Below are 25,657 nucleotides of genomic sequence, written 5' to 3' on the forward strand. Positions count from 1 at the left end.
TAATTAAATTAATAAGTGGATATCAAAGATGCTGAATATATAAACTTCCATCATAATCTTTGTATTTAGCATCTTTGTATATATCAACCAGTTTGTTACTGTAATCAAGAATGGTATCTTTGGAGATTTGTGATAAATTTGTAGCCAAAATACCACTTCCCAAAATGCCCGGATTACATAATATACTGTCTTTTCTTATTGAATTCATAGTAAGCTCTACACCTATGTAATCCTTGATACCTGCCTTTTCCAGACTGGATACAATATAGTTGTCCAAAGATTCTTTATCATCTTCGGTCATGAATCCATACCATAATAAACACTTCATTCCTAATTGAGTAGCCTGTATCAGGATATCGAGATAGGTTACTCCTGAATCTCCTTTCTTGTCTATTTCGTAAGGATCGATATGAATGAAAGAGGATGAAGGAAGTGAAGGCAATAGCTCTATGGTACCTCTCGAAGAGTCGGCATGATGCATCTCTACAGATGCACTTAATCCGACTTGTTTGGCATAGGTACCCACATTTTCCAACGCACTCTTTTCTAAATCAAAGAATACAAACCTTTTTGCTTGCTTCTCTAATACATTCATTGCCAGGGCAGGAGAACCCAGATAATTTCCTTTTGTCATTTCCGGGTTTTCCAGTTGGTAATAAATGGAATCTTTTAGAGATTTGTCATCATCTGCTTTCTCCAGGAAATGATAGATACCATATTGCTGCTCCGGAGTTTGCGTCATGGAGTAGATGGCACATGCGGAATTGGTTTCTACATATACTTGTGGGGCTTCATTTCTAAGAACTTCACAGAGTATCAGATGTTTCAGTACATCGGGTTGTTTTGCGAAATGAGTGTAAGTTGCCATGTGGGTACATCTTAATATTTATAGAATATAAAAGAACTGCAACCGCTATCCTTTTTAGGCATTCATTAATTCATGGATTTCATGAATATGCAGGTGCAAATGACTTAGATAACCTTCTATCATGTCTTGTAGCGTAACCTTTGTTCCTTCAAAATCACACCAGTAGCTATCCAGTTTTGTCTGGTCTACAGATTTTATAACCTGAATGATATGCAGGTTAAAAAACTTCCATAGTTGAATCAGGTTGTTCCAATCTTCATTTTGGTAATCTTGTAATGCTATCCACAGATCATTATCCTGACGGTAATCGGGAAAGAAAAGCAAATCTTTACTGTATTGCAATCTGACCATGCGTTGGTGATTGTTTGATGCCGAATCAATCAAATGTCCGAGAATCTGTTTGATGGTACGATTTTGTTTATTACGTTTCAACGTGATCGTATCATTTTGTAGCCCGGTTAGTATTTTCTCTTCAGTTTCTATCACATGATAGATTCCTTCTGTTATTTTGGAAAAATCGACGTTTGACATACCATTCTTTTCCTTTAGGTGTTTATAGCAAAATTGCTAATGGTACAAATATAGATAAATGTGTCGATATTTATAAATTAAACGGAACTTTTCAATTCTAATTTTATCCCTCTTTCTTAAACCACCTGTAAAACCATTTGCCCACCTTCTCATAATGTCGGGTTTCGGTATCAGTATATAGCTTGGAGAAGAAAGACGTATCCAACGGCTCTCCCGACTGGTTAGGATACAGCACGATGAAGCTATTGTTGGAGAAATATTTCCCGAGCTGTCTCGGTAACTTCTCAAAAGAACTGTCATACGAAAGAGTTCCTGGTCGTGCACTGATAATAACCAATAAATGATCGTAACTTACCTGTCCTGTCAATACCAGCAGGTCATTCCAGTCTTCTAAGAGAGAGAAATCGGTAAGCGTCTGTTTATGCCTTTTCTTTATCCACGCTTGTAGGCGGATGGTAGTCTTTTCATTGGCAAAGAAGTGTACGCGGCATCCAAGAGTGCTCCCCATGCGACAGAAGTGTTCCATCCAATGCGGAAAGCCGGATTCATATTCGGCTTTAGGAGGGACGGCAACGACAATCCGTTTGATTGTATGGACCGGTATCAGAAATTTAGAGATAATTATTTCACAGTTTAATCCGTTCAATAAGTGTTCGGCAAGTATTCCAAAGTATGAATCTGTGATGTTTTTCTTGCGGTGCAGGCCGGTGATAATACTCGTAATCTCATTCTCCTTGACTGAATGGATAATACCGGAAGCTATATTCAAATCATACCGGGTGACCTTTTTGAGTGGTACATTTGCTTCCGTTGCTGTCATTTCGGCTTTTTCCAGATAATGTTTGCTTCGAATTCGTAGATTATCAGAGTTATTATCGTCGTTGATGACATTTAATGCCAGGAGATTATCTTTCAATTTGGGGTCACGTATGACTAGAGAAAGATTCACCATGTCCTCGATAGTGTCCGGGTTGGCTATGGATATTAAAATCTTCTCTGTTTCTTTCGACGATTCATTTTCAGGTTGTGAATCATCCATTGCCATTTTTCTGGCTGCCCGTTCGGTAATCAGTGAACTCACTACGCAAGTAACCAGGATAAGCAAGACTGTTCCGTTTAGTACATCATCATTCAATAACCGTTCGCCGGTGGGCAGAATAATGTTGTATCCAACTAACACAGCCGCCAATGTGGCTGCCGCCTGTGCATTACTCAAACCATACATCAGATTTCGTTCAAGAACAGACATCTTATATATCTTTTGAGTGAGCCAGCAAGCAATCCATTTGCCTGTCAGCGCCATGGTTATCATCACGGCGGCAACTTTTAAGGCATCCCCCTCTCCGAAAAGAACACGTAAGTTGATTAACATTCCCACTCCGATAAGGAAATAAGGAATAAAAAGTGCATTACCAACGAACTCTAAATGATCCATCAATGGAGAGACGTGGGGGATGAGCCGGTTAAGTACCAATCCTGCGAGGAAAGCTCCCAAGATACCTTCCATACCAACAAGCTCCATCAACCCTGCTCCTAAAAAGACCATCGCAAGCACGAAAATAAATTGCATCACGTTGTCATTGTACCGGTGAAAGAACCAACGACCGATGCGCGGAAAGAAATAAATAATTAGTGCCCCTAGAAAGATTACTTTTACCACCAGCCAAATCCAAAACAACCCTCCGGTTTCTCCTTTGAACAATCCGCCTATAACAGCCAGTACCAGCAGCGTGAGTGTATCCGTAACGGCCGTTCCTCCTACGGCAATACTTACGCTACGATGGCGTGATATGCCGAAGCGGGTGACTATGGGGTAGGCCACGAGCGTATGGGAAGCATACATGCTGGCTAATAACACAGAGGTGATTATACCATATTTCAGATAAGATACATTTGCCACGAATCCAATCCCGATAGGAACGATAAAAGCCAGTAATCCCAGTACCAATGCTTTGTTTCGCGTCTCTTTGAAATCTCCCATATTCATTTCCAGACCAGCTAGGAACATGATGTAATAGAGTCCGACTTTCCCGAATAACTGAAAGCTGCTGTCTCGTGCCAAGATATTAAATCCATGTTCGCCAATAGCCAGTCCTGCCAGGATCATCCCGATAATATGAGGGATGCGCAGTTTATTCAATAATATCGGAGCAAACAATATAATTAGGAGTACAAGGAGAAATATCCATGTAGGGTCGGTGATAGGGAATGTTAAATCAAGGCCAATCCAATCCATAATTTGACGAGTTCGTGATATTTGTTCCGCAAAATAACCTAAAAAAATGCTTCTAAAAAAGCATTAGTTAATAAAATTCGTCATTTATTTTTTCTCCAGATTCATGATTGCCGGAATGAAGAATGCAAGTGTTCCTGGGACATACGTTTTTAAATATACGATGATTTTATCCGTGTGTGCGTTTTGGGGTGTATAGTGATTTTATCCGGCTCTACTTTTAGCAATAATAGTAGTGCCGGATATGTCTATTTTTCGAATCCTAAATCATGTTCTTGTATTCCTCTTGTTTTTTCTTGGGTAACTTCTTTAAAACTTCTTCTACCGAGTGGCTAATCAACTCCTTTATGAGTTTATCGGGAACATCTCCTTCCAAGTAAACGGTTATCCAATGTTTCTTATCCGAAAAAGGTCCCCAAAAAATGTCTTCGTATTGTTCTATGAGCTCTTCTGATTTATCAGGATTACATTTCATATCCGCCCAGAATCTTCCGTTTTTAGGACGTAATGTAGCAAAAGTGAACATTTTATCCATAACCTTGAAAACCAAAGTATGTTCATCAAACGGCATACATTCTGTTGCTCCTTTGACTGACAGGCAATATTCTCTATAATCTTCGATATTCATGACTTCTCTCTTTTGATTCATTCAAAACACAAATATATTACTTTCTGTTTGCTTTTGAAAAATATGTTTCTATCTCAAAGTACCCGTTTCAATTTCGCCCTTATCCGGCTTAAACTTACCGGAGTTATTCCCAGATAAGAAGCAAGACACTCCAATGGTATTCTCTGTAATAGCTCCGGATTATTTTGTATCAGCTTCATATACCGTTCGGACGCGGTGGTGAATAAGAGAGAAATAAGTCTTTCCTCTGCTTGCAGGAACTCTGATTCGGCAAACTTGCGCCCCCAGTTGGCAATATGGATATCTTCCTTGAATAATTCGTGTAAGTCTTTGCGCTTTAATAGATACAACACCGAGTTTTCCATCAGTTCCATTGACTCATACCCCTGTTGATTATTTACATAGCTTTTCAATGAGACAATGGTTGACCCTTCTTTCCCAATCCAGAACGTTACCTCTTTTCCGTCTACGGGAATATAAGCTCTGGCAATCCCTTTCTCGATGAAAAAGATATTCGTTTCAGTCTTGCCAGCCTCCAATATATGATAACCTTTGGGATATGTGACTTTTGACAGATGTTTGACCACCTTATCTGCTGAAGCCTCCGGCATCCGATATATCCTGTTTATAATCTCGTGTATATCCATATCGCATTGAATCATTATTCTGCAAAAATACAAAAAGTTATATTAGGAAAAGAAGAATTGATGATACTCTTACACTGTCATTTCTTATCAAATGTAAAGTGAAAGCTCCGGGCATCTTGTTAATTTTGCAGTCTAATATTAAAAATAGAAGGATATGAATTGGATTATATTGATTATTGCCGGACTGTTTGAGGTTGGTTTTACCTTTTGTCTAGGCAAGATTAAAGGAGCGACAGGCACCGATTTTTATTTGTGGGGAGCGGGATTTGTAATCTCTGTAACCTTAAGCATGTTCCTGCTGGCAAAGGCTGCGCAAACATTGCCTATCGGCACTGCGTATCCTGTTTGGACAGGGATAGGAGCGGTGGGGACTGTATTGATCGGTATCCTGTTCTTTCATGAACCGGCAACTTTGGGTCGTTTGTTTTTTATGACGACTCTGATTATTTCAATCGTAGGGTTGAAACTGATATAATCAGACGAATAGGATTTAGTTTTAATAGATAGAAAAGTGTGATAAGGACTTTTTCAGTGTAAGTCATATATTGTTGAAAAGATTCCATCCGGTATAATATTGGGGAAATTTGGAACTGATGAGGCCGATTATGTAATATATGCTTTCGTAATTCTGCGATTATTAGGCATTTATAAGAAGTCGTTTTGATGGGAAAAAGTTTGGTTTCTAAAATAAATGTATATATTTGCAGAATGTGGGACGCATCTCGTCCGGATTCGAAACTAAACTAAAATTCTATTTACTGTTATCTATTAAACATGAAATCCACTGATTCTGAACCTCAAGAGGGCGGTATGGAACTGGAACAGTACCGTACCAGCCTCGAACAGATGGTTGAAGAGAAATCTAAAGACTTGATCGCTATTCAGGAAAATCTCGAAGCAACCAACCGGCGGCAGGCATTATTTATCAAGGTACTGCAAATTCTGCAATTGGAACCGGATATACCTACTGCTATGAATATGGCACTGGCCGAAATTGGCCGTTATACTGGTGTCGACCGTTTGGCGACATGGGAAAACCACCTCGACGGAGTTACGTATGGCTGCACCAACGAATGGTGCAACGACGGTATAGAACCCGCTATCGATTACTTGCGGAGTATGACCATTGAAGCGGGAAAACCTTGGTTCGACATGCTGGAAGAAAACCATATCATTTGTACGTCCGATATTTATTCGCTCGATCCTTTTATTACTCAAATGCTCGAAGTGCAAGGCGTAAAAGCCATCGCTGTCTTTCCCCTGTCACAATTGGGAGTACATTTCGGCTTTCTTTCGTTCAACTTTTGTTGGAACAAACAATGGGATGAAAAAGATGTGGAACTGATGAGCCAGATATCGCAAATCGTATCTACTGCTACCAAACGCTGGCAAGTTGAAACATCGTTGCAACAGTCACAGCGAACCATGCAAAAGGTATTGGATAATATCAATGCCAATATTTTTGTGAGTGATTACGATACGTTGAAAGTGATTTTTGCCAATAAGCCTTTCAGAAAAGAAGCCGGGGAAGTCCCGGCAAATGCGGAATGTTGGAGAATGTTGAATGCAGGTCTGGAAAATGGGTGTAAACACTGCCCGAAGCCGAAGTTGCTCGATGCTAACCGTAAGTTTACAGGCGTTCATTTTTGGGAAGACTATAATCCGGTCACCAAACGTTGGTATACCATCCAGAGCATGGCAATAAAATGGCTCGACGGACGTTGGGCAATCATGGAACTGGCTACCGATATCACCACCCGCAAACAGGTGGAACTGGAGCTGATTCAAGCTAAAGAAAAAGCGGAAGAATCGGACAGGCTCAAATCAGCATTCCTTGCCAATATGAGCCATGAGATACGTACTCCTTTGAATGCCATCGTCGGTTTTTCCAGTCTGCTTGCCGAAACCGATGAGGCGGAGCTACGTCATGTATATATGTCTTTAGTGCAGGAGAACAATGAGCTGTTGCTCAACCTTATTTCCGACATTCTGGACATTTCCAAAATCGAAGCCGGTATGATAGATCTTGTTATGGGACGAGTGGATGTACCACAACTTTGCCGGGAAGTGATTGCTACCTTCTCACATAAAAAACGTGACAGTGCGGTCGAACTGCGGTTTGATGAAAATTCACCGCAGATTGTGATTGATGCTGATAAAAACCGAATCGTGCAAGTACTCTCTAATTTTCTGACTAATGCCTTGAAGTTTACCACTAAAGGCTCAATCACACTTTCCTATTTATTGGAAGATGAGAGTCAGGTACGTTTTTGTGTAACGGATACGGGCAAAGGGATTCCCGACGAACAAAAACATGAAATTTTTAATCGTTTTGTAAAATTGGACTCATTTGTACAAGGTGCCGGATTGGGATTATCCATCTGTCAAAGCCTGGTCAAAAGGATGGGCGGAAAGATTGGAGTCGAATCCCGTGAGGGGGAAGGGTCGTGCTTCTGGTTCACTCATCCGTATGTTCCCGGTGCTTAACCAAAAAAAAGAGATTGCATATTGAAGCAAACTACGTATATTGTTCCGCAAAGTACGGGACGAACAAAAAACAATAGTTTTCTTGAGAGAGGTGTCTGCAACTAAAATAACCTATATTTTGTTGTCTTTATACAGTATTGAGTTTTTAGCGAATAAATATATAAATAATGATGAAGATGACAAAGAACTTATTGCTAGGGATTGCTGCCGTATGTGGCAGCACTTTTCAGGCTGTAGCTTGTACGGGAATCTCGCTGACATCCCGTGACGGCAGTTATGTGCAAGCCCGTACGATTGAATGGGCGCGCGGTGTGTTGCAAAGCGAGTATGTGATTATTCCACGTGGTCAACAGCTCACGTCATTCACTCCTACAGGTGTCAACGGACTAACGTTTACGGCAAAATATGGAGTGGTTGGTCTGGCTGTTGTACAAAAAGAATTTATTGCCGAAGGAATCAATGAGGCCGGACTTTCGGCCGGACTATTTTTCTTTCCTCATTATGGGGGATATAAAACGTATGATGCTGCACAGAACCAGCGGACACTGGCAGACCTTCAAGTGACGGAGTGGCTGTTGTCGCAGTTTTCCACTATCGACGAGGTGAAGGCAGCCCTTTCTTCTGTATGTGTTGTAGGATTGGAAAAGACAGCGGTAGTACATTGGCGTATCGGTGAACCGTCGGGGCGTCAGGTTGTGTTGGAAATTGTAGGTGGTGTGCCGCATTTTTATGAGAATGAAGTAGGAGTATTGACGAATGCCCCCGGTTTTGAATGGCAACTTACAAATTTGAACAATTACGTCAATCTTCATCCGGGTGACGCTTCCGTGCAAAAATTGAGCGGTATTACGTTGCAACCTACTGGTGGCAACTCCGGTTTTCTCGGCATTCCGGGTGATGCCACGCCTCCTTCGCGGTTTGTGCGTGCGGCCTTTTACCGGGGGACAGCTCCGCAACGTGCCACAGGCTTTGATACCGTGCAGCAATGTTTCCACTTGCTTAATAATTTTGATATTCCTATTGGTATAGAACATTCACAGGGTGATATTCCGGATATTCCCAGTGCTACGCAATGGACCTCAGCTATCGACCTCACGAACCGGAAGGTTTATTATAAAACAGCTTATAACAATTCGATACGTTGCATTGACTTAAAAGCTATTGATTTCTCAAAGGTAAAATATCAATCACAACCGTTGGATAAGATACAGGAGCAGCCGGTTGAAATGGTTAAGATTCCCCGGTAAAATATGGAACGGTATGGAGGTGCTCTTGTATAATAGTTGCTCGCATTAAGAATGTTTTCAAATAAATGTTGGTGACGTTTTACCCTCACACCCTCACCCTTTGTGCTCAATCCATTTATTCATCGGGGTTACAGGTGTGAGGGTAAAGGTGAGAGTAGGTGAGGGTAACTTTTTACTCTCACTCTGTCTCGTCCTGATTTGAGTTGACCAATCTTATTCCGTTTTCACACTAACTTCTTTATTCTTACCATAATATCCACTTCCCGGCACATAAATCGGCTGCATGGCTCCACCCATATTTTTCAATTTACCCTCGTCGCGCAGACGTCGGATATGTCGCATGGCTGTACTTCTTGCCATTCCGCAAAGATATTGGAAGTCGTGTCTCCGCATAAATGGATGAGTACGGAAGTACTTAGTCAGTTGCAGGTCAATTTCCTCGTTCGTCAGTTGGGTGAAATCCAGTCCACCTTTGAGGTTTTTCACTTTAAGAACGCCGAATTCGTTTTTCAATGTCTGGTCGGCACGAAACTGAATGGCCTTTAGCTTCACTTTGGTCACTTTCCGTTTTGTGTCTACCGTTACAGGTTCCGTGGTCGTCAGGCAGGGATGGAAATAACCGATGCCGTCCAGATGAACTTGGCGTCCTTCCGCCAATTCCTGTCCCATGATGTGCGAAAGCGCATCAAGTACGGCTGTGACGTCTGTTTCTGTCAGTGAACAACGTTCTTGAATACGTCGGCGCAGTACGTCGGTCCCTGTGGAACCGTTGTATTTGATGCGCGGATGCAGGGTGTTTCCGTTTTCTCCCTGCTGTTTGTTTGAAGGCTTCGGGTCTTCATACCAATCGAATAATATTGCCATAGCTCTATATTTGTTTTAAATGAACTGTTCTTGTTATGTATTCTCTTAGATAGTAATACATTAATGCTTAATGTTTCTTTTGTTAAGCTCTAATGCTTTGCAAGGGCTCACCCATGTGAACAAGGCTGTTTACGTCTGTAGACGTTTTTATTTACAATTGATAGCCTGTTTGTTCACACGGGTGAGCCCTTGACAACTACTAAGCAAAGATACATAAATAATAAGGCAAATGCAAATAATATGCAGGTATTTATCGGATAAAATGCTTGTTTACCGGAAGATAAAAGCGTATCTTTACAGGAATTAAATAGGTAGATGTAATTGTAGAAAAAATAGACAAAAATAGGATGAAAATTACTTTAATCAGACAAGACAACGGGAGCGGAAAAGAGACTCTTAGCGTTTGTGAGGCAGGCACATTATTCGACAAAATGAAAACGGAAACAAAGGCGGGGCATATCACGGCTTTGCGGGGAATCATACCATTGCTGGAAGGTACGTATGCCCGATACGAACATATTGATAAATTGCCATACATCTATTCTGCTGTGGAATATACCCGTACCAAAGAGGGCGAACGGAAGATGAAGCGGTATAACGGATTGGTACAGTTGGAAGTGAGTAGGCTGGCGAGCGGCTCGGAAGTGGAATTTGTGAAGCGACAAGCGGCGCTTTTGCCACAGACTTTTGCTGCTTTTGGTGGTTCGAGCGGGCGTAGTGTGAAGATATGGGTGCGCTTCGCTTTGCCGGATGACGGAGGATTGCCGACCAAGGAAGCGGAGGCGGAATTATTTCATGTTCATGCTTATTGGCTGGCGGTGAAATGTTATCAGCCGATGTTGCCTTTCGATATTGACTTGAAAGAACCGGTTTTGGCACAGAGATGTCGGATGACGTTGGACGAATCTCCTTATTATAATCCGGATGCGGTGCCGTTCTGCCTGGAACAACCGCTTACGATGCCGGGAGAAGAGACTTTCCGTCAGCGGAAACTGGGAGAGAAAAATCCGTTATTACGGTTGCAGCCGGGATATGAGTCGGCGCAAACATTCACGAAGATTTATGAAGCGGCCTTGAACAGGGCACTTCAGGAAATGGAGGATTGGAAACGTGGGGACGACTTGCAGCCTTTATTGGTTCGCCTTGCCGAGCATTGTTTCAAAGCGGGGCTTCCCGAAGAGGAAGCGATACGGCAGACGATGATTCATTATTATCGCGAAGAAGAAGAGCAGGTGATCCGTTCGATATTGCATAATCTTTATCAGGAATGTAAGGGATTCGGCAAGAAAAGCAGTATCAGTAAAGAGCAGGAGACGGCTTTTCTGTTGGAAGAGTTTATGAAACGTCGGTATGAATTCCGTTACAATACGGTGCAGGACGATTTGGAATATCGGCAGCGCGATTCTGTTCACTTTTGCTTTAAGCCGGTGGATAAACGGGTGCGCAACAGTATTGCGATCAATGCTTTGAAGGAAGGCATCAGTGCGTGGGACCGTGATGTGGATCGTTTTCTGAATTCGGAATGTGTTCCTTTGTATAATCCTGTGGAGGAATATCTTTATGAGACAGGTCGCTGGGACGGGAAGGATCGTATCCGTGCATTGGCTGGTCTGGTGCCTTGTGATAATCCGCATTGGCAGGAATTATTTTACCGCTGGTTTCTTAGTATGGTGGCGCATTGGAGGGGAGTTGATCGGCAACATGGTAATAATACTTCGCCTTTATTGGTCGGTTCGCAGGGGTATCGCAAGTCAACATTCTGTCGTATTATTCTGCCGCCGGAGTTGCGTTTCGGCTATACGGACAGTATTGATTTTAAAAGTAAACAGGAGGCGGAACGCTATTTGGGACGTTTTTTTCTGATCAATATTGATGAGTTCGATCAGATTAATGTCAGTCAGCAGGGGTTCTTGAAGCATTTGTTGCAGAAGCCTGTGGCGAATCTGCGCAAACCATACGGTAATACGATTCGGGAAATGAGGCGTTATGCTTCTTTTATCGGTACCAGCAATCAGAAAGATTTGCTTACCGATCCTAGCGGTAGCCGCCGTTTTATTTGCATCGAGGTGACGGCTCCTATTCAAACGAACGTTACCATCAATTACAAACAGCTGTATGCTCAAGCAATGGAGGCGATTTATAAAGGGGAACGTTATTGGCTGAATGATGAGGATGAAAACATATTAAAACAGACTAACCGTGAGTTTGAACAGGTGAGTCCGCTGGAACAGCTGTTCCACTGCTATCTTAATCCCGTAGAAGAGGAAATGGAAGGCGAATGGCTGACTGCCATGCAGATTTTGAATTATTTACAGACGAAAACACGGGATAAACTGGCTATTAATAAGGTAGGACAGTTTGGGCGTGCACTTCAAAAACTGAATATTCCTTGCCGTAAGTCTCGTAAAGGGACGCTTTATCATTTGATGAAAGTAGAGTAATTGATAAAGGTGGTGTGAAAGGGGGCTTTGTCAACCAAAATCAGGACGAGACAGGGTGAGGGTAACTTTTTACCCTCACCTACCCTCACTCTTACCCTCATTACTGAAAGGACGATGAATAGGGGAATGCAGGGAAAGTGTGAGGGTGTGAGAGTAAATCATGTATAAAAAATAATTGGAGATTGAATTGAGGGATAGGTTTTCCCACTTTCTGCTTTATATCACTTTGTACGAGTATGAAGGCCAATGCTGTTCCTAAGAATTGTGTGGCGATCGGCAGTCCTTGCCGGGTAATAAAGTATATTGAGAACGATTGATTGTATGGAGGAGTGGGAGGGGAGATTGTCTTTTCTATGTAAGAATAGCAATTTTCGGGTCGTTTATCAGTGATGCGTGTAGTAATTTTGCGGCATTGGAAATAAGAGTGCGAGTATAAAAACGAAAATATTATTAGCTGTTATTTCAACTGTAAATATAATAAACGTATCTTTGGAAGTATGGAAGATAAAACGAATGTGATTAAGATACAGCGTTATCATTCTCCTTGTGGTGATTTGATGCTTGGCTCGCTGGAGGATAAGCTTTGTCTTTGTGACTGGGCGGCTGAAAGTCATAGGGATATCGTAGACAGGAGATTGCGGAAAGTGCTGAAAGCTGGTTATGAGGAAAGTACGTCAGATGTGATACAGGAGGCGATGAGCCAGTTAGATGAATATTTCAATGGCGAGCGGACTGTGTTTGAGGTGCCTTTGCTTTTTGTTGGTACGGAGTTTCAGAAGAGTGTATGGTATAAGTTGTTGGAGATTCCATACGGTTCGACTGTGTCATACGGTGAGCTGGCAAAACAACTCGATTTGCCGAAAGCTGTCCGTGCTGTTGCTGCCGCTAATGGGGCGAACGCTATTTCTATTTTTGCTCCGTGCCATCGTGTCATCGGTAGTAACCGCACGCTTGTTGGGTATGGAGGCGGATTGTCTGCCAAAAAGCGGTTGCTGGATTTGGAATTAAATGGCAAACCTCTGTTATGAATGAGCAAAAAACGCTTGACTATGCACGTATTGCGCAGGCAATCGGGTATATAAGGGAGAATTTTAAAAGGCAACCTGGATTGGATGAGATTGCCGGGGAGGTGGCGTTGAGTACAGCGCATTTCCAACGTATGTTTACGGAGTGGGCGGGAATTAGCCCTAAGAAGTTCTTGCAATATACTAGTATTGAATATGCCAAGAGAATCTTGAATGAAACTCATGCGTCTTTATTCGATGCGGCACAGGAAACAGGGCTTTCCGGTACGGGCAGATTGTATGACTTGTTTGTAAATATAGAAGGGATGACGCCGGGCGAATATAAAAACGGAGGTGAAAGTCTTTCTATCAATTATAGTTTTGCCAAAAGTCCTTTCGGTGAAATCTTCATTGCGTCTACCGATAAAGGTATTTGTTGTATGGAGTTTGCAGACGATCATGACGCGGCTTTTAACTCTTTACGGAAGAAGTTTCCTAATGCAAAGTTTACCTCGATTGTGGATGAAGTGCAGCAAAATGCTTTATTTATCTTCACGCAGGACTGGAGTAAACTCAAAGAAATAAAATTGCATCTGAAAGGTACTGACTTTCAACTAAAGGTATGGGAAACCTTACTGAAAATTCCTGTCGGTGGCTTGACTACTTACGGAGATATAGCCGTAGGAATCAATAATCCGAGAGCTTGCCGGGCTGTTGGAACGGCTGTCGGTGAGAATCCCGTAGCTTTCCTTATTCCGTGTCATCGGGTCATTCGTGCTTCCGGTGAGTTGGGAAATTACCATTGGGGAGAGATTCGCAAGACTGCAATGATTGGTTGGGAGGCTGCAAAAGGTGAGGTAAAGAGGGGATTATAGGGAAGAATGAAGGTGATTTTAGCTCATGTTTTTTTTAGGGCAATGCTGTTTCTTATATTATTAATATATAACTAATTTGATTATGAAATTATTGGTATTCCTTGCTAAAGGGTTTGAAACGATTGAGTTTAGTGCTTTTATAGATGTTATGGGATGGGCAAAGACGGATTTTGATTGTAAAATAGATGTTGTGACCTGTGGTTTGAATCAAAAAGTGATTAGTTCTTTCAATGTTCCTGTTTTGGTGGATAAAGTCATGGATGAAGTGTCTGCAGATGGATATGACGCGCTTGCGATACCCGGCGGATTTGAAGAATTCGGATTCTATGAGGAGGCATATAATGAACAACTTCTGGAATTGATACGACTGTTTGACTCACAAAAGAAATGGATCGCAACAGTCTGCGTGGGAGCTTTGCCTGTTGGGAAAAGTGGAGTGTTGAACGGTCGGAAAGCAACAACTTATCATCTTAGAGGTGCTCATAAACAGAAAGTGCTTCAGGGATTTGGAGCAACTATCGTAAATTCTCCCATCGTGGTGGATGATAATATCATAACTTCTTATTGTCCTCAAACATCATACGGGGTTGCATTGCTTTTATTAGAGAAGTTGACCTCTCATAAAGAAATGGTTTTAGTGAAAGATGCTATGGGATTTTAATAAGTTGCATTTAAGCACTGCACTCGGTTTTGAGTTCGCTATGGATGATGCTTCTCACTGCTTTTTCATGTTTGAATAAATAATAATAAGTGCTTGCGGTAAGAAAAGCCAGAAACCGGATATTGGTTCGACTATGCAACCGATTATGGTGAACAGTAGAATGAAGTAACCTAAAAATAAAGGTGCCGGTTTTTGTTCTTTTCTGATATAGTATTGAAGTGTCTCTCCCCAAAGAATAAGTATTATTCCGCAGATTAGGAACCAGAAAGCAAAGCCCAGGTTATGATTTTCTCCAATAGAGTCTATTAATCCATTGTTAAGCATTTCCGTAAAAGCTTCTTTTCCAAGAAATAACGCATAAATGGTATGAATGACTCCTGTTGCTGTTAAAAGTGTTCCACTATATTTCCAAAGTTTCATGTTCTTGCCTTTTTAGTATTTTATTGGGATGTACACTTCTACAGAATTTGAAATTTAATCCGTTTTAACATATCATCCGGTTCTTAATAAGTTGCTCGATAACGCAAATATAAGTAATCATGTACGATTCCCAACGTATGATTTCGACATTTGTGTTTGTTTTAGATTCTTTATACTTGGTCATTCGTTTTCTTGTTGTGATATCTGTGGACATGAGTTGCTTTATAAATATCCTTTAGTTCTTCTTTATTGTATTGAAAATTATATCTTTGTATTTCAGATAGTTGGATTTATGGAGTTTATAAAAGAGGCTGGCGTCTCACCACAAAAAAGTATGGATATTAAGAATGATAAGATCACAATAAAGCCTTTGCGTGATAAGGATGTAGACATTTTCAGTAAATGGTTGGCTAAAGAATATATTTATAAATGGTTCTGCCCTGACGGAGAAGAACATAAAATGGCTTGGTTGGATGAGGTAAATAATAGAAATACCCAATATCATTATATGAAACATTTCATTGTTTATTATAATGATAAAGCCATTGGCTTTTGTTTATACTTGGATTGTTATTTTGAAAAAGAATATATACCGGAACATTACGGAAAAACTGTCGATGAGAAAGAGACAGTCTTTGAAATAGGTTATCTCATAGGCGAAGAGGAATATTTGGGTAAGGGCATCGGGAAGATTATTGTAAAGAAGCTGATCGGGGAAATTGCCGAAATAGGAGGGAAAGAGATATTGGCTGACCCTGATGAGGCTAATGTTTTATCCATAAGAACATTGTTAAGTAATGGATTCGTAAAAGTAAAAGATTGCGATTATAGGTATTGTCTTAAATAGATAAGAAAACTTCTTTTGAAAGAAGTTTTCTTATACGGCCATTCTATTTATTATTTGAATACAAAGTTGCTCAATAGATAACTCAAGAAGTTACCATAAATGATTATCTTTTATCTGACTTGTAAACTCATTTATGGCATCATATCTCAGCTTCGAAACAGAAGAGTTTACTTTCGCTATTTTCTTCGTTAAAAACCTTTCGATGAAATTCATTTTGTCAAACTGAAACTCACCACCTAAAATGGCTTTGGGAATCGATAATCTCTGTAAGAACTCCGGGAAAGCCTTGTTCATTTCTTCCGCTTCTTGTTCTTCGTTCATACAACAGATGAACAACCCTATTACTTTTTGCTCTAATAACGGTTGGTTATTTTGACAGAATTGAGTAACTTTTCGGTTTGGAGAGCCCGCATAAATAGCTGTTCCGAGAATTATTCGATCGTAAGTTCGAATATCAGGTCTCGGACACTCTTTTAATGAGATGTAGTCAACTTTATTAGTCAACTTTTCTCCGATAAGGTGTGTTACTCGCTCGGTAGTTCCATGTTTTGAATAATATATGATAGCTGTTTTCATTTTCAACAGGCATAAGCGGTTTTAAATAGCCACTAATAAGTGACATGGTTATCCTTTGTAAAGGTAGAGACTTTATTCTGACTAGCAAACAGTTTTCGATATAATTAATCTATATCTTGTTTTTCTCATATTTGAAAAGTATGTTCCCCATCTCAAAACGAGATAGGGAGCATTTCTTAATATATAATTAATGTACAGGTGCCAAGATTGATTCCATAATACCTGTACATATTGAAATTCCTACTTAATATCCCGGATTTTGATACTCGCTGCCATTGGTGATTGTTGCAGTAAATGTAGTTGAAATGGGACGTAATGCATAATTCGGGTGAAAGAATTGTGCTAAGTCCGGATGAGTATTCTCCAGATACTCCGAGTTCTTAAACATTCCTGTCCGTTTCAAGTCGTAGAAGCGGCAATATTCTCCGCAAAGTTCACGGCCTCTTTCGTCTAAGATATCTCGTACTGTAATACTCCCTGTAAGCGGATTTGCTCCGGCACGTTCACGAACCTTGTTGATATAACCGGCTGCATTCGCACCACCATTCAGGTAAATATCAGCTTCTGCCGCAATCAAATAAACTTCTGCCATGCGCATGATAAACGTTGCATTCAGATTACCGTTTCTCTGTTTGGAAGCATTGGCTACATAATAATTGCTGCTGTTATGCTTATTCAGTGATGGATAATAGTAGCGGAATTGGTTCTCATTTGTGCCGTCATTTTTGTAATTGCCAGTGACGTTTGTATAAGCATAATTCATGTTCACATTATTATTGTCATCACTATATACATGATGATAATCAATTAGCAAATAATCAGAAATGTGTTCTTTTTGTTTCTCTGTCGCATAATCGATGTCCTGCGGCATGATGAATTTAATGGCTAAATCACCTTTATTCAGAGCTTTGCCAATGACGGTTTCTTCCTTGTCATACATGTGGACGGCACTTTCATCCCACGTGTAATTCTTGTTCGCGTTCCACTCTGTAGTGAACGATTCATGAAATCTGGGGTCCAATGTTCCGTCTTTCTGTACATATAAACTCAATAAATGCTGTGTGGGCATAAAGATACCGGTAATTGAGCCTTCCCAAGTAAGACGTGTTTCCTGATTATCTTCACGAGCACCGAACTTATTGATATTGCATAAGAAATACTCATCGTTGCGATTTAGCTTGTAATTTCCGTTGCTTGATCCGTGACCGTCTGCTCCTGCATACCAGCGATGTTTCCAGAGAGCTTCCTTGTTTTCCCAGTTATTGCTCTCTTTAAACACTTCGCTATACGATGGATACATATACGTATTGTATTTCCCACCGCCGGTTTCGCAATCGGTAATCAATTTCTTGGCTGTATCCAGAGCTTCCTGCAAATATTCGGTGCTTCCATATTCGTACGTCTGCAAGCAGGCTTTGGCCAGAAAACCGAGAGCGGCTTTCTTCGTCGGGGTGGTAGTAGTTGCATGCGTACCTGTTGGCAACCATTCGGATGCGAATCTTAAATCGGGCAGGATTACTTCCTGATAGATAGTCATCGGATCGGTGCGGGTGGGGGAGTAAGTCAGTGTTTCCGCTGTTATCGGTTCTGTGAGCATCGTCACTGCTCCGAATTGTTCCACTGCATTGAAATAATAGACAGCTCTAAGAAAACGGGCTTCCGCAATCTTGGCATTCCGCTCCTCTTCCGTGGTGTAGGGAGGTTTGTCTCCTAATGCGATAGCTTCGTTACAGGCTCCCACACCGTCGTATGTCCCGTTCCACCAATTATTGGTGTAAGTCGTATTGGGTGATGTTCCTGCGAAAAACCAGAACCACTGTGTGTAACTTGTTGATTCGTTGGCTTTATATGTCCAAAGATCGGTGTCACCTTCAGTCAGTGACATCCAGTCGGCAGCACCGTAATAAAATCTTTCCATGGCAAAATAACACTGGTTAATCAAGGTTTCATATCCATCGATGGAAGTAGCCAAAGCTTCTTTGGTAAATGCACCCGGGTTGTATTCGTCCAAAGTGCAGGAGTGTAGAGACAGGACCGAGAGCAGCACGCTACAAAATATGAATTTTATATATATACTTTTCATGATTATAATCTTTAGTTAGAATGTCAAATTAACGCCAAAAACAAATTGCCGGTAGGTAGGGAATGCATCCGAACCGTTGGTTTCGGGATCAGTATCTTTCAACTGCTTGTCTTTTACAAAGATGAACGGATTGTAGGCTGTGGCATAAATACGGCATTTCTCCATTAAAACTTTGCGGGAAATATTGACGGGTAGTGTATATCCCAGCGTGATATTTTTAATCTTAATGAAGGAGCCGTTGCGCACTCTTAATGAAGGATATACGGTTTTTTGTTCGTCTCCCGTTCCGGGACGGGGGAAATAGGCTCCTTGATTATCCTCTGTCCAGTAGTCTACGCCTGCCAGTTGGTTCTTGGTTACGCTCTGTTCGGCGGTATAATAACCGAGCAGGTCACTGTTGATTGTCTGTCCGTAACGCGCCATGGCAAAGACGGATAAATCAAAATTCTTGTAGGTGAAGGAATTGCTGAATCCGATGATCCAGTCCGGATTGGAATGTCCTAGAATTTGCCGGTCTTCCGTACTGTATTTATGCACACCTCCATCGCCTTTCTGGTCTAAGGTTTCTATCTTGATGAATCCGGGTTTTACGCCGTAGGCATCCAATGTCTCCTGCGGAGTATCGGTTCCCCAGATTCCGATATATTTATATCCGTAAATAGCTTTAATCGGTTCACCGACAAACAGGTTTTCGGCGATCAGATCACCGTCAGGCAGATCGTCTATTTGTTCCTTGTTCCAGGTGACGGATAAAGTGGTGTTCCAGGTGAAATCTTTATGCCGTATGTTGTGCGAAGTGATCGTTGCTTCCACACCTTGGTTACTGGTCTGGGCGATGTTTTGCCAGATAGCCAGAGGCGATCCCCATCCGGTCAGACCGCTGGTGATGGGCAATGTACGTTTGAATAATAATCCTTTGGTGGTTGTCTTGAACCATTCTACCGATCCGTCAATGCGACCGTTCAGGATACCGAAATCCAACCCCACATTCCAGTTGTATGACTTCTCCCAGCCGAGATCGGAACTACCGTAGGTACCGGAGTATTGCGTGAAAGGAACAATCTTCCCATTAATGGAAATTCCCGAAGCGGTATATACGTATGCTTGTGTTGTGGTGCTGTATGCGGTGGTTCCTCCCGAGTTACCCGTGATGCCGTAGCTCACTCTCAACTTCAGGTTGTCCAGCCAACTACGTGTCTTTTCCATAAAAGCCTCGTCCGATATTCTCCACGCCAGTGCGCCTGCGGGGAAAGCATCCCATTTATGTCCGGTGGAGAATTGTGAAACACCGTCCCACCGCGTAGAGAAATTAAATAGGTATTTGCCTTTGTATGAATAGTTCAGACGGAAGGCAAAAGACATTTTCTGCATCTGTGCGAAGTCGGATTCTACATGTTGGGAAGTACCCGATGTCAGTCGCCAGAAAGACCATTGATCTACCATCTGACCGCTGGCGGCAGCCATGCTACTTTCCGACTGGTTCTTATTCCAGGAAGTAATCAATGAACCTCCCAGATTATGGTCTTTGGCGATGGTTGTGTTGTATGCGAGAATATTTTCCCAAGTGTAATTCCAGGCATTGTTGTTGGTGATGGAAGCATGCGGTGAACCTGCATAAGACGGACGGTTGGCATTGCACTTCTCTCCCCAGTATTGCCCGCGGCGTGAGTGATTCAACGTACCATTGACACGACTGGTAAAAGTCAGGTCTTTGACGGGAGTTAGTTCGACATAGCCGCTCATATTCAGGTAGGTAGAACGTGTGTTGTCTACATACTGATTCTCTATAAAATCACTCATCGGGGAATATTGTCCCGTGATGTATTCGTGATTGATCTCCCCTTTTTCGGTATAAGCATCACCCAACGGGATGGCGGAGAGAGATTTGGTGAATGTGTTTTTCACGCCGGAGTTCAAGTCCCGGTAGACTAAATTGGAGGTAAAGCCCACCTTTGCCCATGAAAATATCTGCTGATCCAGATTGAGGCGTAACGAATATCTGTTCAGATTTTCGTTATTAAGTAAACCTTCCTCCCGGTTGTAGGAAGTCGAAGCAAATAATTTTGTCTTTTCAGTGCCACTGCTGACCGAAAGACTGTATTTCTGTGTGGTAGCCGTGTTGCCCGACACTTCATCTATCCAGTCTATCCATTCTATCCATTTGCCGTCGTTGTATGCATCTATAAAATCCTGTTTCCCCAGTAGGGCGGACATATCGGTAGGATAGTCACCGTTTTTATATTTATAGGCTTCTTGCTGGTAGGTGACCCATTCATCCCGCGTCATCCCATGTCTGTAGTTGGGTGAACCGCTGAATCCGTAATAAGCATCGAAGTTTACGGTCGCTTTTCCCTCTTTTCCTCTTTTGGTGGTGATGATTACAACGCCGTTTGCTCCTGCGGAACCATAAATGGCGGTGGAAGAAGCATCTTTCAACACATCTACACTCTCGATGTCCGACGGGCTGACCTGGCTATAACTGCCGGGGATTCCATCGATAATAAACAACGGTTCGTTGCTGCCATAAATAGATCGTGAACCACGTAACAGGATAGTGACATCACCTCCTACCTGTCCCGAAGTCTTGGTGATATCCATTCCGGGTATCTTGCCTTGAAGGGCTTCCATCACATTATTGGTAGGAGCGGCCAGTACTTCTGCACTTTTGACGGAGGTTACCGCCCCCGTCAAATCCCGTTTTTTGACCGATCCGTATCCTACCACCACTACTTCATCAATCAGTCTGGCATCTTCCGTCAGTATGATTTCCAGCTTGTTCTTGTTGCGTGTATTGACTTCCTGCTCCGTGTATCCCATATAAGATACCTTTAATATTGCATTGGGCGATACGTGCAGTGTGAACAGTCCGTCTACATTCGTAATCGTCCCGTTGCTGGTACCTTTTTCAACGATATTCGCTCCGATAATCGTCTCTCCTTGAGAGTTTTTCACTATACCCGAGATCGTTCTGCTCTGTTGGCAATAAGCCCGTGTTGATCCAAGTATCGATAATGAACCTATTAATAGGAATAATAGGTAAAAATTCATTCTATAAACAGTCTTTAGGGAATTATTCCACCCTATGTTTGTTTTATCAGAAAATGATTTCATGCTTTTTGTTTAATTGTATGTTTACTAATTTGTTTTTGGATAGCTAAATTTTCGGCCGATTTAAAGCTATGTCTCGATTGTAACGACTTTACTTACCCCATAGGCTATTAGATTTTATTGGTTTAATGATGATTGTTCAGAATGTCAATTGCACATCCTTCTGCACTGTTTTAAATGTGGCGCCACGATTCATGTCAGCTAAAAACTGACAGGGCAAAATTATGCATATAGAACTGGGGATTGAAAAATATAGAGTTGACTTTTATCAGAACTGAGTTGTTTCTTACTACCTGTTGTATATTTGATTTTATAAAGTAATATTGTTGTTGATTAAACCTTTACCCGTCGTAAACTTTACGGTAGTAAAGTTTTAGAAGTAGATAAAATGATAAAGACTGGGATAAAATAGATCTAATTAGGTTATATTTAAAAGAGAAACAGATAGAAAGCTGTCTTTTTCAAAGGGCGATATGTAGTTGCGAATTTTATTTTCATTATCTTTGTCTCAATGTATTTACTAAAGCAACAATGATATGGATATTAAAGTAAAAGACAAGGTGAATCAAAGGCATGTCGGTCGCAATCTGCAAAGAATCCGTGTGTATCTGGGTATGAAACAGGAAGCGTTGGCTTCTGATCTGGGTGTTAGTCAGCAGGAGATCTCGAAAATAGAGAAACAAGATGAAATAGAAGACGGACTGTTGACAAAAATAGCTGAAGTCTTGGGAATATCTACTGATGTCATCAAGGATTTTGATGTTGAAAAAGCCATTTGTAATATTAATAATTATAAAGATGCTACCATTTCTCCGGGAGCAATTGCTACTGTTTATGCTCATAACCAACAGATTAATCCTATTGAAAAGGTGGTTGAACTGTATGAACGCTTGTTGAAAAGTGAACAAGAGAAAATAGAGATTCTAAGAGAGTGCATAAAGCAGGGAAAATAATCAACAGACTGGAATATGGAAACGGAAAAGTACACAAATACAATTCATCTGGGAAGAAAAATTGAACGGGTGCGTCGGCTTCGGGGAATGACTCAAGCGGAACTCGGTGATTTGTTAGGTATAACGAAACAGGCTGTTTCGAAAATAGAACAAACAGAGAAGTTTGACGATGAACGGTTAGGTGAGATTGCTTCAGCACTAGGCGTTACTGTAGATGGGCTGAAGAGTTTTAATGAAGAGACAATCCTGTATAATACGAATAACTTCTACGAGAATTGTGGTGTTAAAAGTGCTGTCAGTAATACAGGCAATAATCAGACCTTTAATAGTTTTCCTGTTGAACAGGTAATTGAGATTTTCGAAAAGCTGTTGGATAAACAAAAGGAACAATTTGAAACTTTAAAAAAAGAGAAGAAATAAATATCTCCAAGATATTGAATTTTATCAGTAGTAGTTATATTCCTGATACAATGATAGCTGAATTGATTTCCTCAAAAAACAAGGAAATAGATTGGTTGAAAGAAGAAATAAAGTTTTTAAGAGGGGAAAATGAAAAACTGTTGCTGATTGTGGGTGAAAAGATATGAGATGATGTTATCATAATTATGTGATACACTTCTGTCTGTTGTTTATATGGGTAGTTATCACCTTTATGTTGTAAGCATAACTAAGATCTGATTGAGACTTTATAAATAATATTTTTTACTGTAAATGTTGAGGTATCCAAACTCTTTTTAATTCAAGGAGTTTGGATGCTATTTTTAAGTTTACTGCATTATGGTGTAGTATTCATAATACAAAAGCAAATATTTCGGGTGACAAGATGATATCTTTTATCTTTTTCTTTGAAAAAAAATATCACAAACTTTTATTTGAAGACTAATTTAGTTATTCTGCGTTCTTATTACTTTTTGTATCATTAGTATGATCCATACAGATATAACAAAGGGAGCGGTTAAGGTAGTGATACCCAAACTCATTCCTAGAATCTGTAATACGGTGGATAGTAAGACAGAGCATCCTGCCCATACGCCACTTTCCCAGCCCGTTCCTCCTAAAGCTATTGCACATAATACCCCATTATAGCCCATTAATCCGGCATTTAAGTCTGTAGCATCCACTTCAAGTAAAATGGCTAGGGGAATAGGAAGAAGTGCTCCCAAGATAGTATAGAGACTTGCCTTTCGAGAATTAATCAAAATGCCTATAAGGAAACATAATCCGGATAGAATTGTATTTCCCTGAAACATGACTTGCCCTATACCTAAGCAGAAGGCTTGGAAATAATTAATATTCTGTGTGGTATCAATAACCGTATAGGAAACTGATAGTAAATCTGGTATAAGCCAGCTGCAAACTCCCAACATTCCCCATACAGCAAGAATGAAAGGAGCAGTAAAGCCAGGAATTAAACGTTGCTGATTAAAAAAATAGGCAATCCATGTGGAAAGGGCCGAAGCGATAATCAACATGATTAAACTTCCTACCGATAATTGTAGAAATACGCCAACTGCTATACCTACTAAAGTTCCATTAAATCCGTATAATCCATTTTTAATATCATCATACTTATATCCCGAAAAATGGGCTGTCAGTGTACTTATTATATTACCGCAGACTGCTAGTATTCCCATTTGCCATGAGTTTAGAAATATTCCAATTAGCATGAATAATCCGGATAACGCATTATTCTGAAACATCACTTGTCCTATTCCACGTCCCAGAATAAGTAATAAATTGTGTATAAAGACCATTTGTATAAAAGATTGACTGATAAAATGATGACAAAAGTACAACCTTCTATTGAAAATAGCAATATCAAGAGATGGAGAATTAGAAAAGTGTAAAGAGATGTGGAATTATCATGTACGGTCAATTCACTAATTATTGTGCTAAGCATAATATTCATGACTATGTTAATGATTTACTTATAGGGGATGAATCTCGTTTTGATTGGACAGGAATAGATTTAATAGTTCCTTATTGGCCTTACTGTTAATTGAAAGTTCTCTGTTTTTTTGGAAAACATCCAAAGAACTGGAACATTCACCGCAGATATCTACTCCGATAATTTCTTCTTTTTTTAGAATGATGGAGAGGAGTTTCTCCAATTCGGTCAGTGATAGGGAACCCTGATCCCAATTGGTTACTGCTGATTTTATGTCCAATACATCTTTGTCCACTGATATATAGACAGGCTCATTCAGATGTTCATGAGAGAATCTGTTCCATCCTTCTTCGTGAGAAAGTTCTGTTTCGCTATAAAACTTTAATTTTTCTCCATAATTGGGATGCAGTGCTTTGATCAACTTTTCAGCAGCGCCGACGATACATACTTTTTGAAGATAAGGATTTGTATCCAATACTTTTTTCACCCAACATCCGCATGACATTAGATTGTCAAATAAGGAAGGTTGCATATCTGGATGATGATCAAAGACAACTAGTGAGAATGGGGTCTTTATTTTATCCGTCCAAAATTTACTGATATAATGATAGTTACCGGAATCAATGAAATGTATTCCTTCAGGTAAGTAGGGGGCCATTCTTTGTCTAATGACTTTGGCTGCTTCTGCATCACAGTAGCAGTTGGTTCCGTTTAGGTCGGTACAATCTATCCACTGGAAATGGATGTCGTTTATAAATCTTTCCTGCTCATAGACATGAGTGAAATTCATAAGAATAATGTTCGGTTTCATTGTTCTTTATCTTTTATTGAATAACCTTTGAAACTTGTCATGTATAAAAGCGGAGTGTGTCAAAACGCAGATTAACGCAAATTATCGCAGATTATTTCAATTATATTTATATATTAATCAACGATTTATGAAATTATTTCTGCGATAATTTGCGTTTTATTATTCATTATGACACACCTCCCTTTTTTTTAAAACCATCGGACGTAACAAAAATCTTGTCTATGTGGTAATAGATTATTTTTGGGATACATGCGGAAAGCCTGTTTGAAACTTCCGGCATTAAAAATTTGAGATGTCCCCTTGAAGGTATATAGATTCCCGTCTTTGGAAACTAGTGGAAGAGGTATGACTTCATAGATATGATCTTGACCACTTTCATGCTGAATAATGACCAATTCAATTCCAATTGCATCATCCAGACCTTTCTCATCGACAACAACTGTTACTTCATATTCCTTTCCGGCTTCGATTGTCGCATCCAACCC

22 protein-coding genes and 1 pseudogene are annotated in these 25,657 nt (G+C 40.7%); 10 read left to right on the plus strand and 13 right to left on the minus strand.

What is annotated here, in order from left to right:
* Nucleotides 1-22: 22 nt before the first annotated feature.
* The 5 genes from BSCG_RS02420 to BSCG_RS02400 all read right to left on the minus strand — a co-directional run bounded on the left by BSCG_RS02420 (nt 23) and on the right by BSCG_RS02400 (nt 4,907).
* Nucleotides 23-868 (minus strand): 23S rRNA (adenine(2030)-N(6))-methyltransferase RlmJ, encoded by an 846-nt coding sequence (locus BSCG_RS02420; protein WP_004299151.1) that lies wholly within the window; start codon nt 866-868, stop codon nt 23-25.
* Nucleotides 869-922: 54 nt separating this feature from the next.
* Nucleotides 923-1,399 carry a DinB family protein gene (locus BSCG_RS02415; protein ID WP_004299152.1) on the minus strand — a complete coding sequence of 159 codons (477 nt, stop codon included), beginning with the start codon at nt 1,397-1,399 and terminating at the stop codon, nt 923-925.
* A gap of 103 nt (nt 1,400-1,502) precedes the next feature.
* Nucleotides 1,503-3,635, minus strand: a complete 2,133-nt coding sequence (locus BSCG_RS02410; protein ID WP_008777380.1) for a cation:proton antiporter — start codon at nt 3,633-3,635, stop codon at nt 1,503-1,505.
* 259 nt (nt 3,636-3,894) lie between these two features.
* A complete protein-coding gene (locus BSCG_RS02405; protein ID WP_008020106.1) occupies nt 3,895-4,260 on the minus strand; it encodes an MmcQ/YjbR family DNA-binding protein in 366 nt (121 codons plus the stop codon).
* Between the two features lie 74 nt (nt 4,261-4,334).
* Nucleotides 4,335-4,907: a Crp/Fnr family transcriptional regulator gene (locus tag BSCG_RS02400; protein WP_008640756.1), complete on the minus strand. Its 573-nt coding sequence runs from the start codon at nt 4,905-4,907 to the stop codon at nt 4,335-4,337.
* Nucleotides 4,908-5,061: 154 nt separating this feature from the next.
* On the opposite strand from BSCG_RS02400, the gene BSCG_RS02395 reads away from it, so the two are divergent.
* The 3 genes from BSCG_RS02395 (at nt 5,062) to BSCG_RS02385 (ending at nt 8,641) form a co-directional block, all read left to right on the plus strand.
* Nucleotides 5,062-5,382, plus strand: a complete 321-nt coding sequence (locus BSCG_RS02395) for a DMT family transporter (protein WP_004306435.1) — start codon at nt 5,062-5,064, stop codon at nt 5,380-5,382.
* Between the two features lie 299 nt (nt 5,383-5,681).
* Nucleotides 5,682-7,394: a GAF domain-containing sensor histidine kinase gene (locus tag BSCG_RS02390; protein ID WP_032849826.1), complete on the plus strand. Its 1,713-nt coding sequence runs from the start codon at nt 5,682-5,684 to the stop codon at nt 7,392-7,394.
* 167 nt (nt 7,395-7,561) lie between these two features.
* A complete protein-coding gene (locus tag BSCG_RS02385; protein ID WP_008777382.1) occupies nt 7,562-8,641 on the plus strand; it encodes a linear amide C-N hydrolase in 1,080 nt (359 codons plus the stop codon).
* A 213-nt stretch (nt 8,642-8,854) separates the two neighbouring features.
* On the opposite strand, the gene BSCG_RS02380 is transcribed toward BSCG_RS02385, so the two are convergent.
* Nucleotides 8,855-9,505 (minus strand): HU family DNA-binding protein, encoded by a 651-nt coding sequence (locus tag BSCG_RS02380; protein ID WP_008640760.1) that lies wholly within the window; start codon nt 9,503-9,505, stop codon nt 8,855-8,857.
* Nucleotides 9,506-9,852: 347 nt separating this feature from the next.
* Between BSCG_RS02380 and BSCG_RS02375 the strand changes: the two genes are divergently transcribed.
* The 4 genes from BSCG_RS02375 (at nt 9,853) to BSCG_RS02360 (ending at nt 14,486) form a co-directional block, all read left to right on the plus strand.
* Nucleotides 9,853-11,946 (plus strand): BT4734/BF3469 family protein, encoded by a 2,094-nt coding sequence (locus tag BSCG_RS02375; protein ID WP_008777383.1) that lies wholly within the window; start codon nt 9,853-9,855, stop codon nt 11,944-11,946.
* A gap of 497 nt (nt 11,947-12,443) precedes the next feature.
* Nucleotides 12,444-12,974 carry a methylated-DNA--[protein]-cysteine S-methyltransferase gene (locus tag BSCG_RS02370; RefSeq protein ID WP_008777384.1) on the plus strand — a complete coding sequence of 177 codons (531 nt, stop codon included), beginning with the start codon at nt 12,444-12,446 and terminating at the stop codon, nt 12,972-12,974.
* A complete protein-coding gene (locus BSCG_RS02365; RefSeq protein WP_008777385.1) occupies nt 12,971-13,825 on the plus strand; it encodes a methylated-DNA--[protein]-cysteine S-methyltransferase in 855 nt (284 codons plus the stop codon). Before BSCG_RS02370 ends, BSCG_RS02365 begins: the two co-directional genes overlap by 4 nt.
* An 82-nt stretch (nt 13,826-13,907) precedes the next feature.
* Nucleotides 13,908-14,486 (plus strand): DJ-1/PfpI family protein, encoded by a 579-nt coding sequence (locus tag BSCG_RS02360; RefSeq protein ID WP_008777386.1) that lies wholly within the window; start codon nt 13,908-13,910, stop codon nt 14,484-14,486.
* A gap of 54 nt (nt 14,487-14,540) precedes the next feature.
* On the opposite strand, the gene BSCG_RS02355 is transcribed toward BSCG_RS02360, so the two are convergent.
* A complete protein-coding gene (locus BSCG_RS02355) occupies nt 14,541-14,906 on the minus strand; it encodes a DUF6463 family protein (protein WP_004309084.1) in 366 nt (121 codons plus the stop codon).
* Between the two features lie 334 nt (nt 14,907-15,240).
* Between BSCG_RS02355 and BSCG_RS02350 the strand changes: the two genes are divergently transcribed.
* Entirely contained in the window at nt 15,241-15,753 is a 513-nt protein-coding gene (locus BSCG_RS02350; protein WP_004309086.1) for a GNAT family N-acetyltransferase, read from the plus strand.
* A 90-nt stretch (nt 15,754-15,843) separates the two neighbouring features.
* Here the strand turns inward: BSCG_RS02350 and BSCG_RS02345 are convergent, their stop codons facing one another.
* From BSCG_RS02345 to BSCG_RS02335, 3 genes are all read right to left on the minus strand, one after another.
* Nucleotides 15,844-16,329: a flavodoxin domain-containing protein gene (locus BSCG_RS02345; protein ID WP_008777387.1), complete on the minus strand. Its 486-nt coding sequence runs from the start codon at nt 16,327-16,329 to the stop codon at nt 15,844-15,846.
* A gap of 244 nt (nt 16,330-16,573) precedes the next feature.
* Complete coding sequence (locus BSCG_RS02340) at nt 16,574-18,412, minus strand: RagB/SusD family nutrient uptake outer membrane protein (protein WP_008777388.1); 1,839 nt, start codon at nt 18,410-18,412, stop codon at nt 16,574-16,576.
* A 15-nt stretch (nt 18,413-18,427) separates the two neighbouring features.
* Nucleotides 18,428-21,523: a SusC/RagA family TonB-linked outer membrane protein gene (locus BSCG_RS02335; RefSeq protein ID WP_008777389.1), complete on the minus strand. Its 3,096-nt coding sequence runs from the start codon at nt 21,521-21,523 to the stop codon at nt 18,428-18,430.
* Nucleotides 21,524-22,056: 533 nt separating this feature from the next.
* Here BSCG_RS02335 and BSCG_RS02330 point away from each other — a divergent pair.
* Both BSCG_RS02330 and BSCG_RS02325 read left to right on the plus strand, forming a co-directional pair.
* Nucleotides 22,057-22,473, plus strand: coding sequence for a helix-turn-helix domain-containing protein (locus tag BSCG_RS02330; RefSeq protein ID WP_004306458.1), 417 nt, complete (start codon nt 22,057-22,059; stop codon nt 22,471-22,473).
* Between the two features lie 15 nt (nt 22,474-22,488).
* Nucleotides 22,489-22,893, plus strand: coding sequence for a helix-turn-helix domain-containing protein (locus BSCG_RS02325; protein ID WP_004309090.1), 405 nt, complete (start codon nt 22,489-22,491; stop codon nt 22,891-22,893).
* A 464-nt stretch (nt 22,894-23,357) separates the two neighbouring features.
* On the opposite strand, the gene BSCG_RS02320 is transcribed toward BSCG_RS02325, so the two are convergent.
* The 3 genes and pseudogenes from BSCG_RS02320 to BSCG_RS02310 all read right to left on the minus strand — a co-directional run.
* Nucleotides 23,358-24,227: an urea transporter gene (locus tag BSCG_RS02320; protein WP_080558394.1), complete on the minus strand. Its 870-nt coding sequence runs from the start codon at nt 24,225-24,227 to the stop codon at nt 23,358-23,360.
* 174 nt (nt 24,228-24,401) lie between these two features.
* Nucleotides 24,402-25,172 (minus strand): arginase family protein, encoded by a 771-nt coding sequence (locus tag BSCG_RS02315; RefSeq protein WP_004306464.1) that lies wholly within the window; start codon nt 25,170-25,172, stop codon nt 24,402-24,404.
* 188 nt (nt 25,173-25,360) lie between these two features.
* Nucleotides 25,361-25,657 (minus strand): annotated as a pseudogene (locus BSCG_RS02310) (DUF3417 domain-containing protein); the annotation flags it as partial.

The sequence above is a fragment of the Bacteroides sp. 2_2_4 genome (assembly GCF_000157055.1).
In the GTDB taxonomy this organism is placed as follows: domain Bacteria; phylum Bacteroidota; class Bacteroidia; order Bacteroidales; family Bacteroidaceae; genus Bacteroides; species Bacteroides ovatus.

Bases quoted from the DNA above. Each gene is read 5' to 3' on its own strand.
- BSCG_RS02420 (WP_004299151.1), bottom strand. From the start codon at position 868: ATGGCAACTTACACTCATTTCGCAAAACAACCCGATGTACTGAAACAT.
- BSCG_RS02415 (WP_004299152.1), bottom strand. From the start codon at position 1,399: ATGTCAAACGTCGATTTTTCCAAAATAACAGAAGGAATCTATCATGTG.
- BSCG_RS02410 (WP_008777380.1), bottom strand. From the start codon at position 3,635: ATGGATTGGATTGGCCTTGATTTAACATTCCCTATCACCGACCCTACA.
- BSCG_RS02405 (WP_008020106.1), bottom strand. From the start codon at position 4,260: ATGAATATCGAAGATTATAGAGAATATTGCCTGTCAGTCAAAGGAGCA.
- BSCG_RS02400 (WP_008640756.1), bottom strand. From the start codon at position 4,907: ATGGATATACACGAGATTATAAACAGGATATATCGGATGCCGGAGGCT.
- BSCG_RS02395 (WP_004306435.1), top strand. From the start codon at position 5,062: ATGAATTGGATTATATTGATTATTGCCGGACTGTTTGAGGTTGGTTTT.
- BSCG_RS02390 (WP_032849826.1), top strand. From the start codon at position 5,682: ATGAAATCCACTGATTCTGAACCTCAAGAGGGCGGTATGGAACTGGAA.
- BSCG_RS02385 (WP_008777382.1), top strand. From the start codon at position 7,562: ATGATGAAGATGACAAAGAACTTATTGCTAGGGATTGCTGCCGTATGT.
- BSCG_RS02380 (WP_008640760.1), bottom strand. From the start codon at position 9,505: ATGGCAATATTATTCGATTGGTATGAAGACCCGAAGCCTTCAAACAAA.
- BSCG_RS02375 (WP_008777383.1), top strand. From the start codon at position 9,853: ATGAAAATTACTTTAATCAGACAAGACAACGGGAGCGGAAAAGAGACT.
- BSCG_RS02370 (WP_008777384.1), top strand. From the start codon at position 12,444: ATGGAAGATAAAACGAATGTGATTAAGATACAGCGTTATCATTCTCCT.
- BSCG_RS02365 (WP_008777385.1), top strand. From the start codon at position 12,971: ATGAATGAGCAAAAAACGCTTGACTATGCACGTATTGCGCAGGCAATC.
- BSCG_RS02360 (WP_008777386.1), top strand. From the start codon at position 13,908: ATGAAATTATTGGTATTCCTTGCTAAAGGGTTTGAAACGATTGAGTTT.
- BSCG_RS02355 (WP_004309084.1), bottom strand. From the start codon at position 14,906: ATGAAACTTTGGAAATATAGTGGAACACTTTTAACAGCAACAGGAGTC.
- BSCG_RS02350 (WP_004309086.1), top strand. From the start codon at position 15,241: ATGGATATTAAGAATGATAAGATCACAATAAAGCCTTTGCGTGATAAG.
- BSCG_RS02345 (WP_008777387.1), bottom strand. From the start codon at position 16,329: ATGAAAACAGCTATCATATATTATTCAAAACATGGAACTACCGAGCGA.
- BSCG_RS02340 (WP_008777388.1), bottom strand. From the start codon at position 18,412: ATGAAAAGTATATATATAAAATTCATATTTTGTAGCGTGCTGCTCTCG.
- BSCG_RS02335 (WP_008777389.1), bottom strand. From the start codon at position 21,523: ATGAAATCATTTTCTGATAAAACAAACATAGGGTGGAATAATTCCCTA.
- BSCG_RS02330 (WP_004306458.1), top strand. From the start codon at position 22,057: ATGGATATTAAAGTAAAAGACAAGGTGAATCAAAGGCATGTCGGTCGC.
- BSCG_RS02325 (WP_004309090.1), top strand. From the start codon at position 22,489: ATGGAAACGGAAAAGTACACAAATACAATTCATCTGGGAAGAAAAATT.
- BSCG_RS02320 (WP_080558394.1), bottom strand. From the start codon at position 24,227: ATGGTCTTTATACACAATTTATTACTTATTCTGGGACGTGGAATAGGA.
- BSCG_RS02315 (WP_004306464.1), bottom strand. From the start codon at position 25,172: ATGAAACCGAACATTATTCTTATGAATTTCACTCATGTCTATGAGCAG.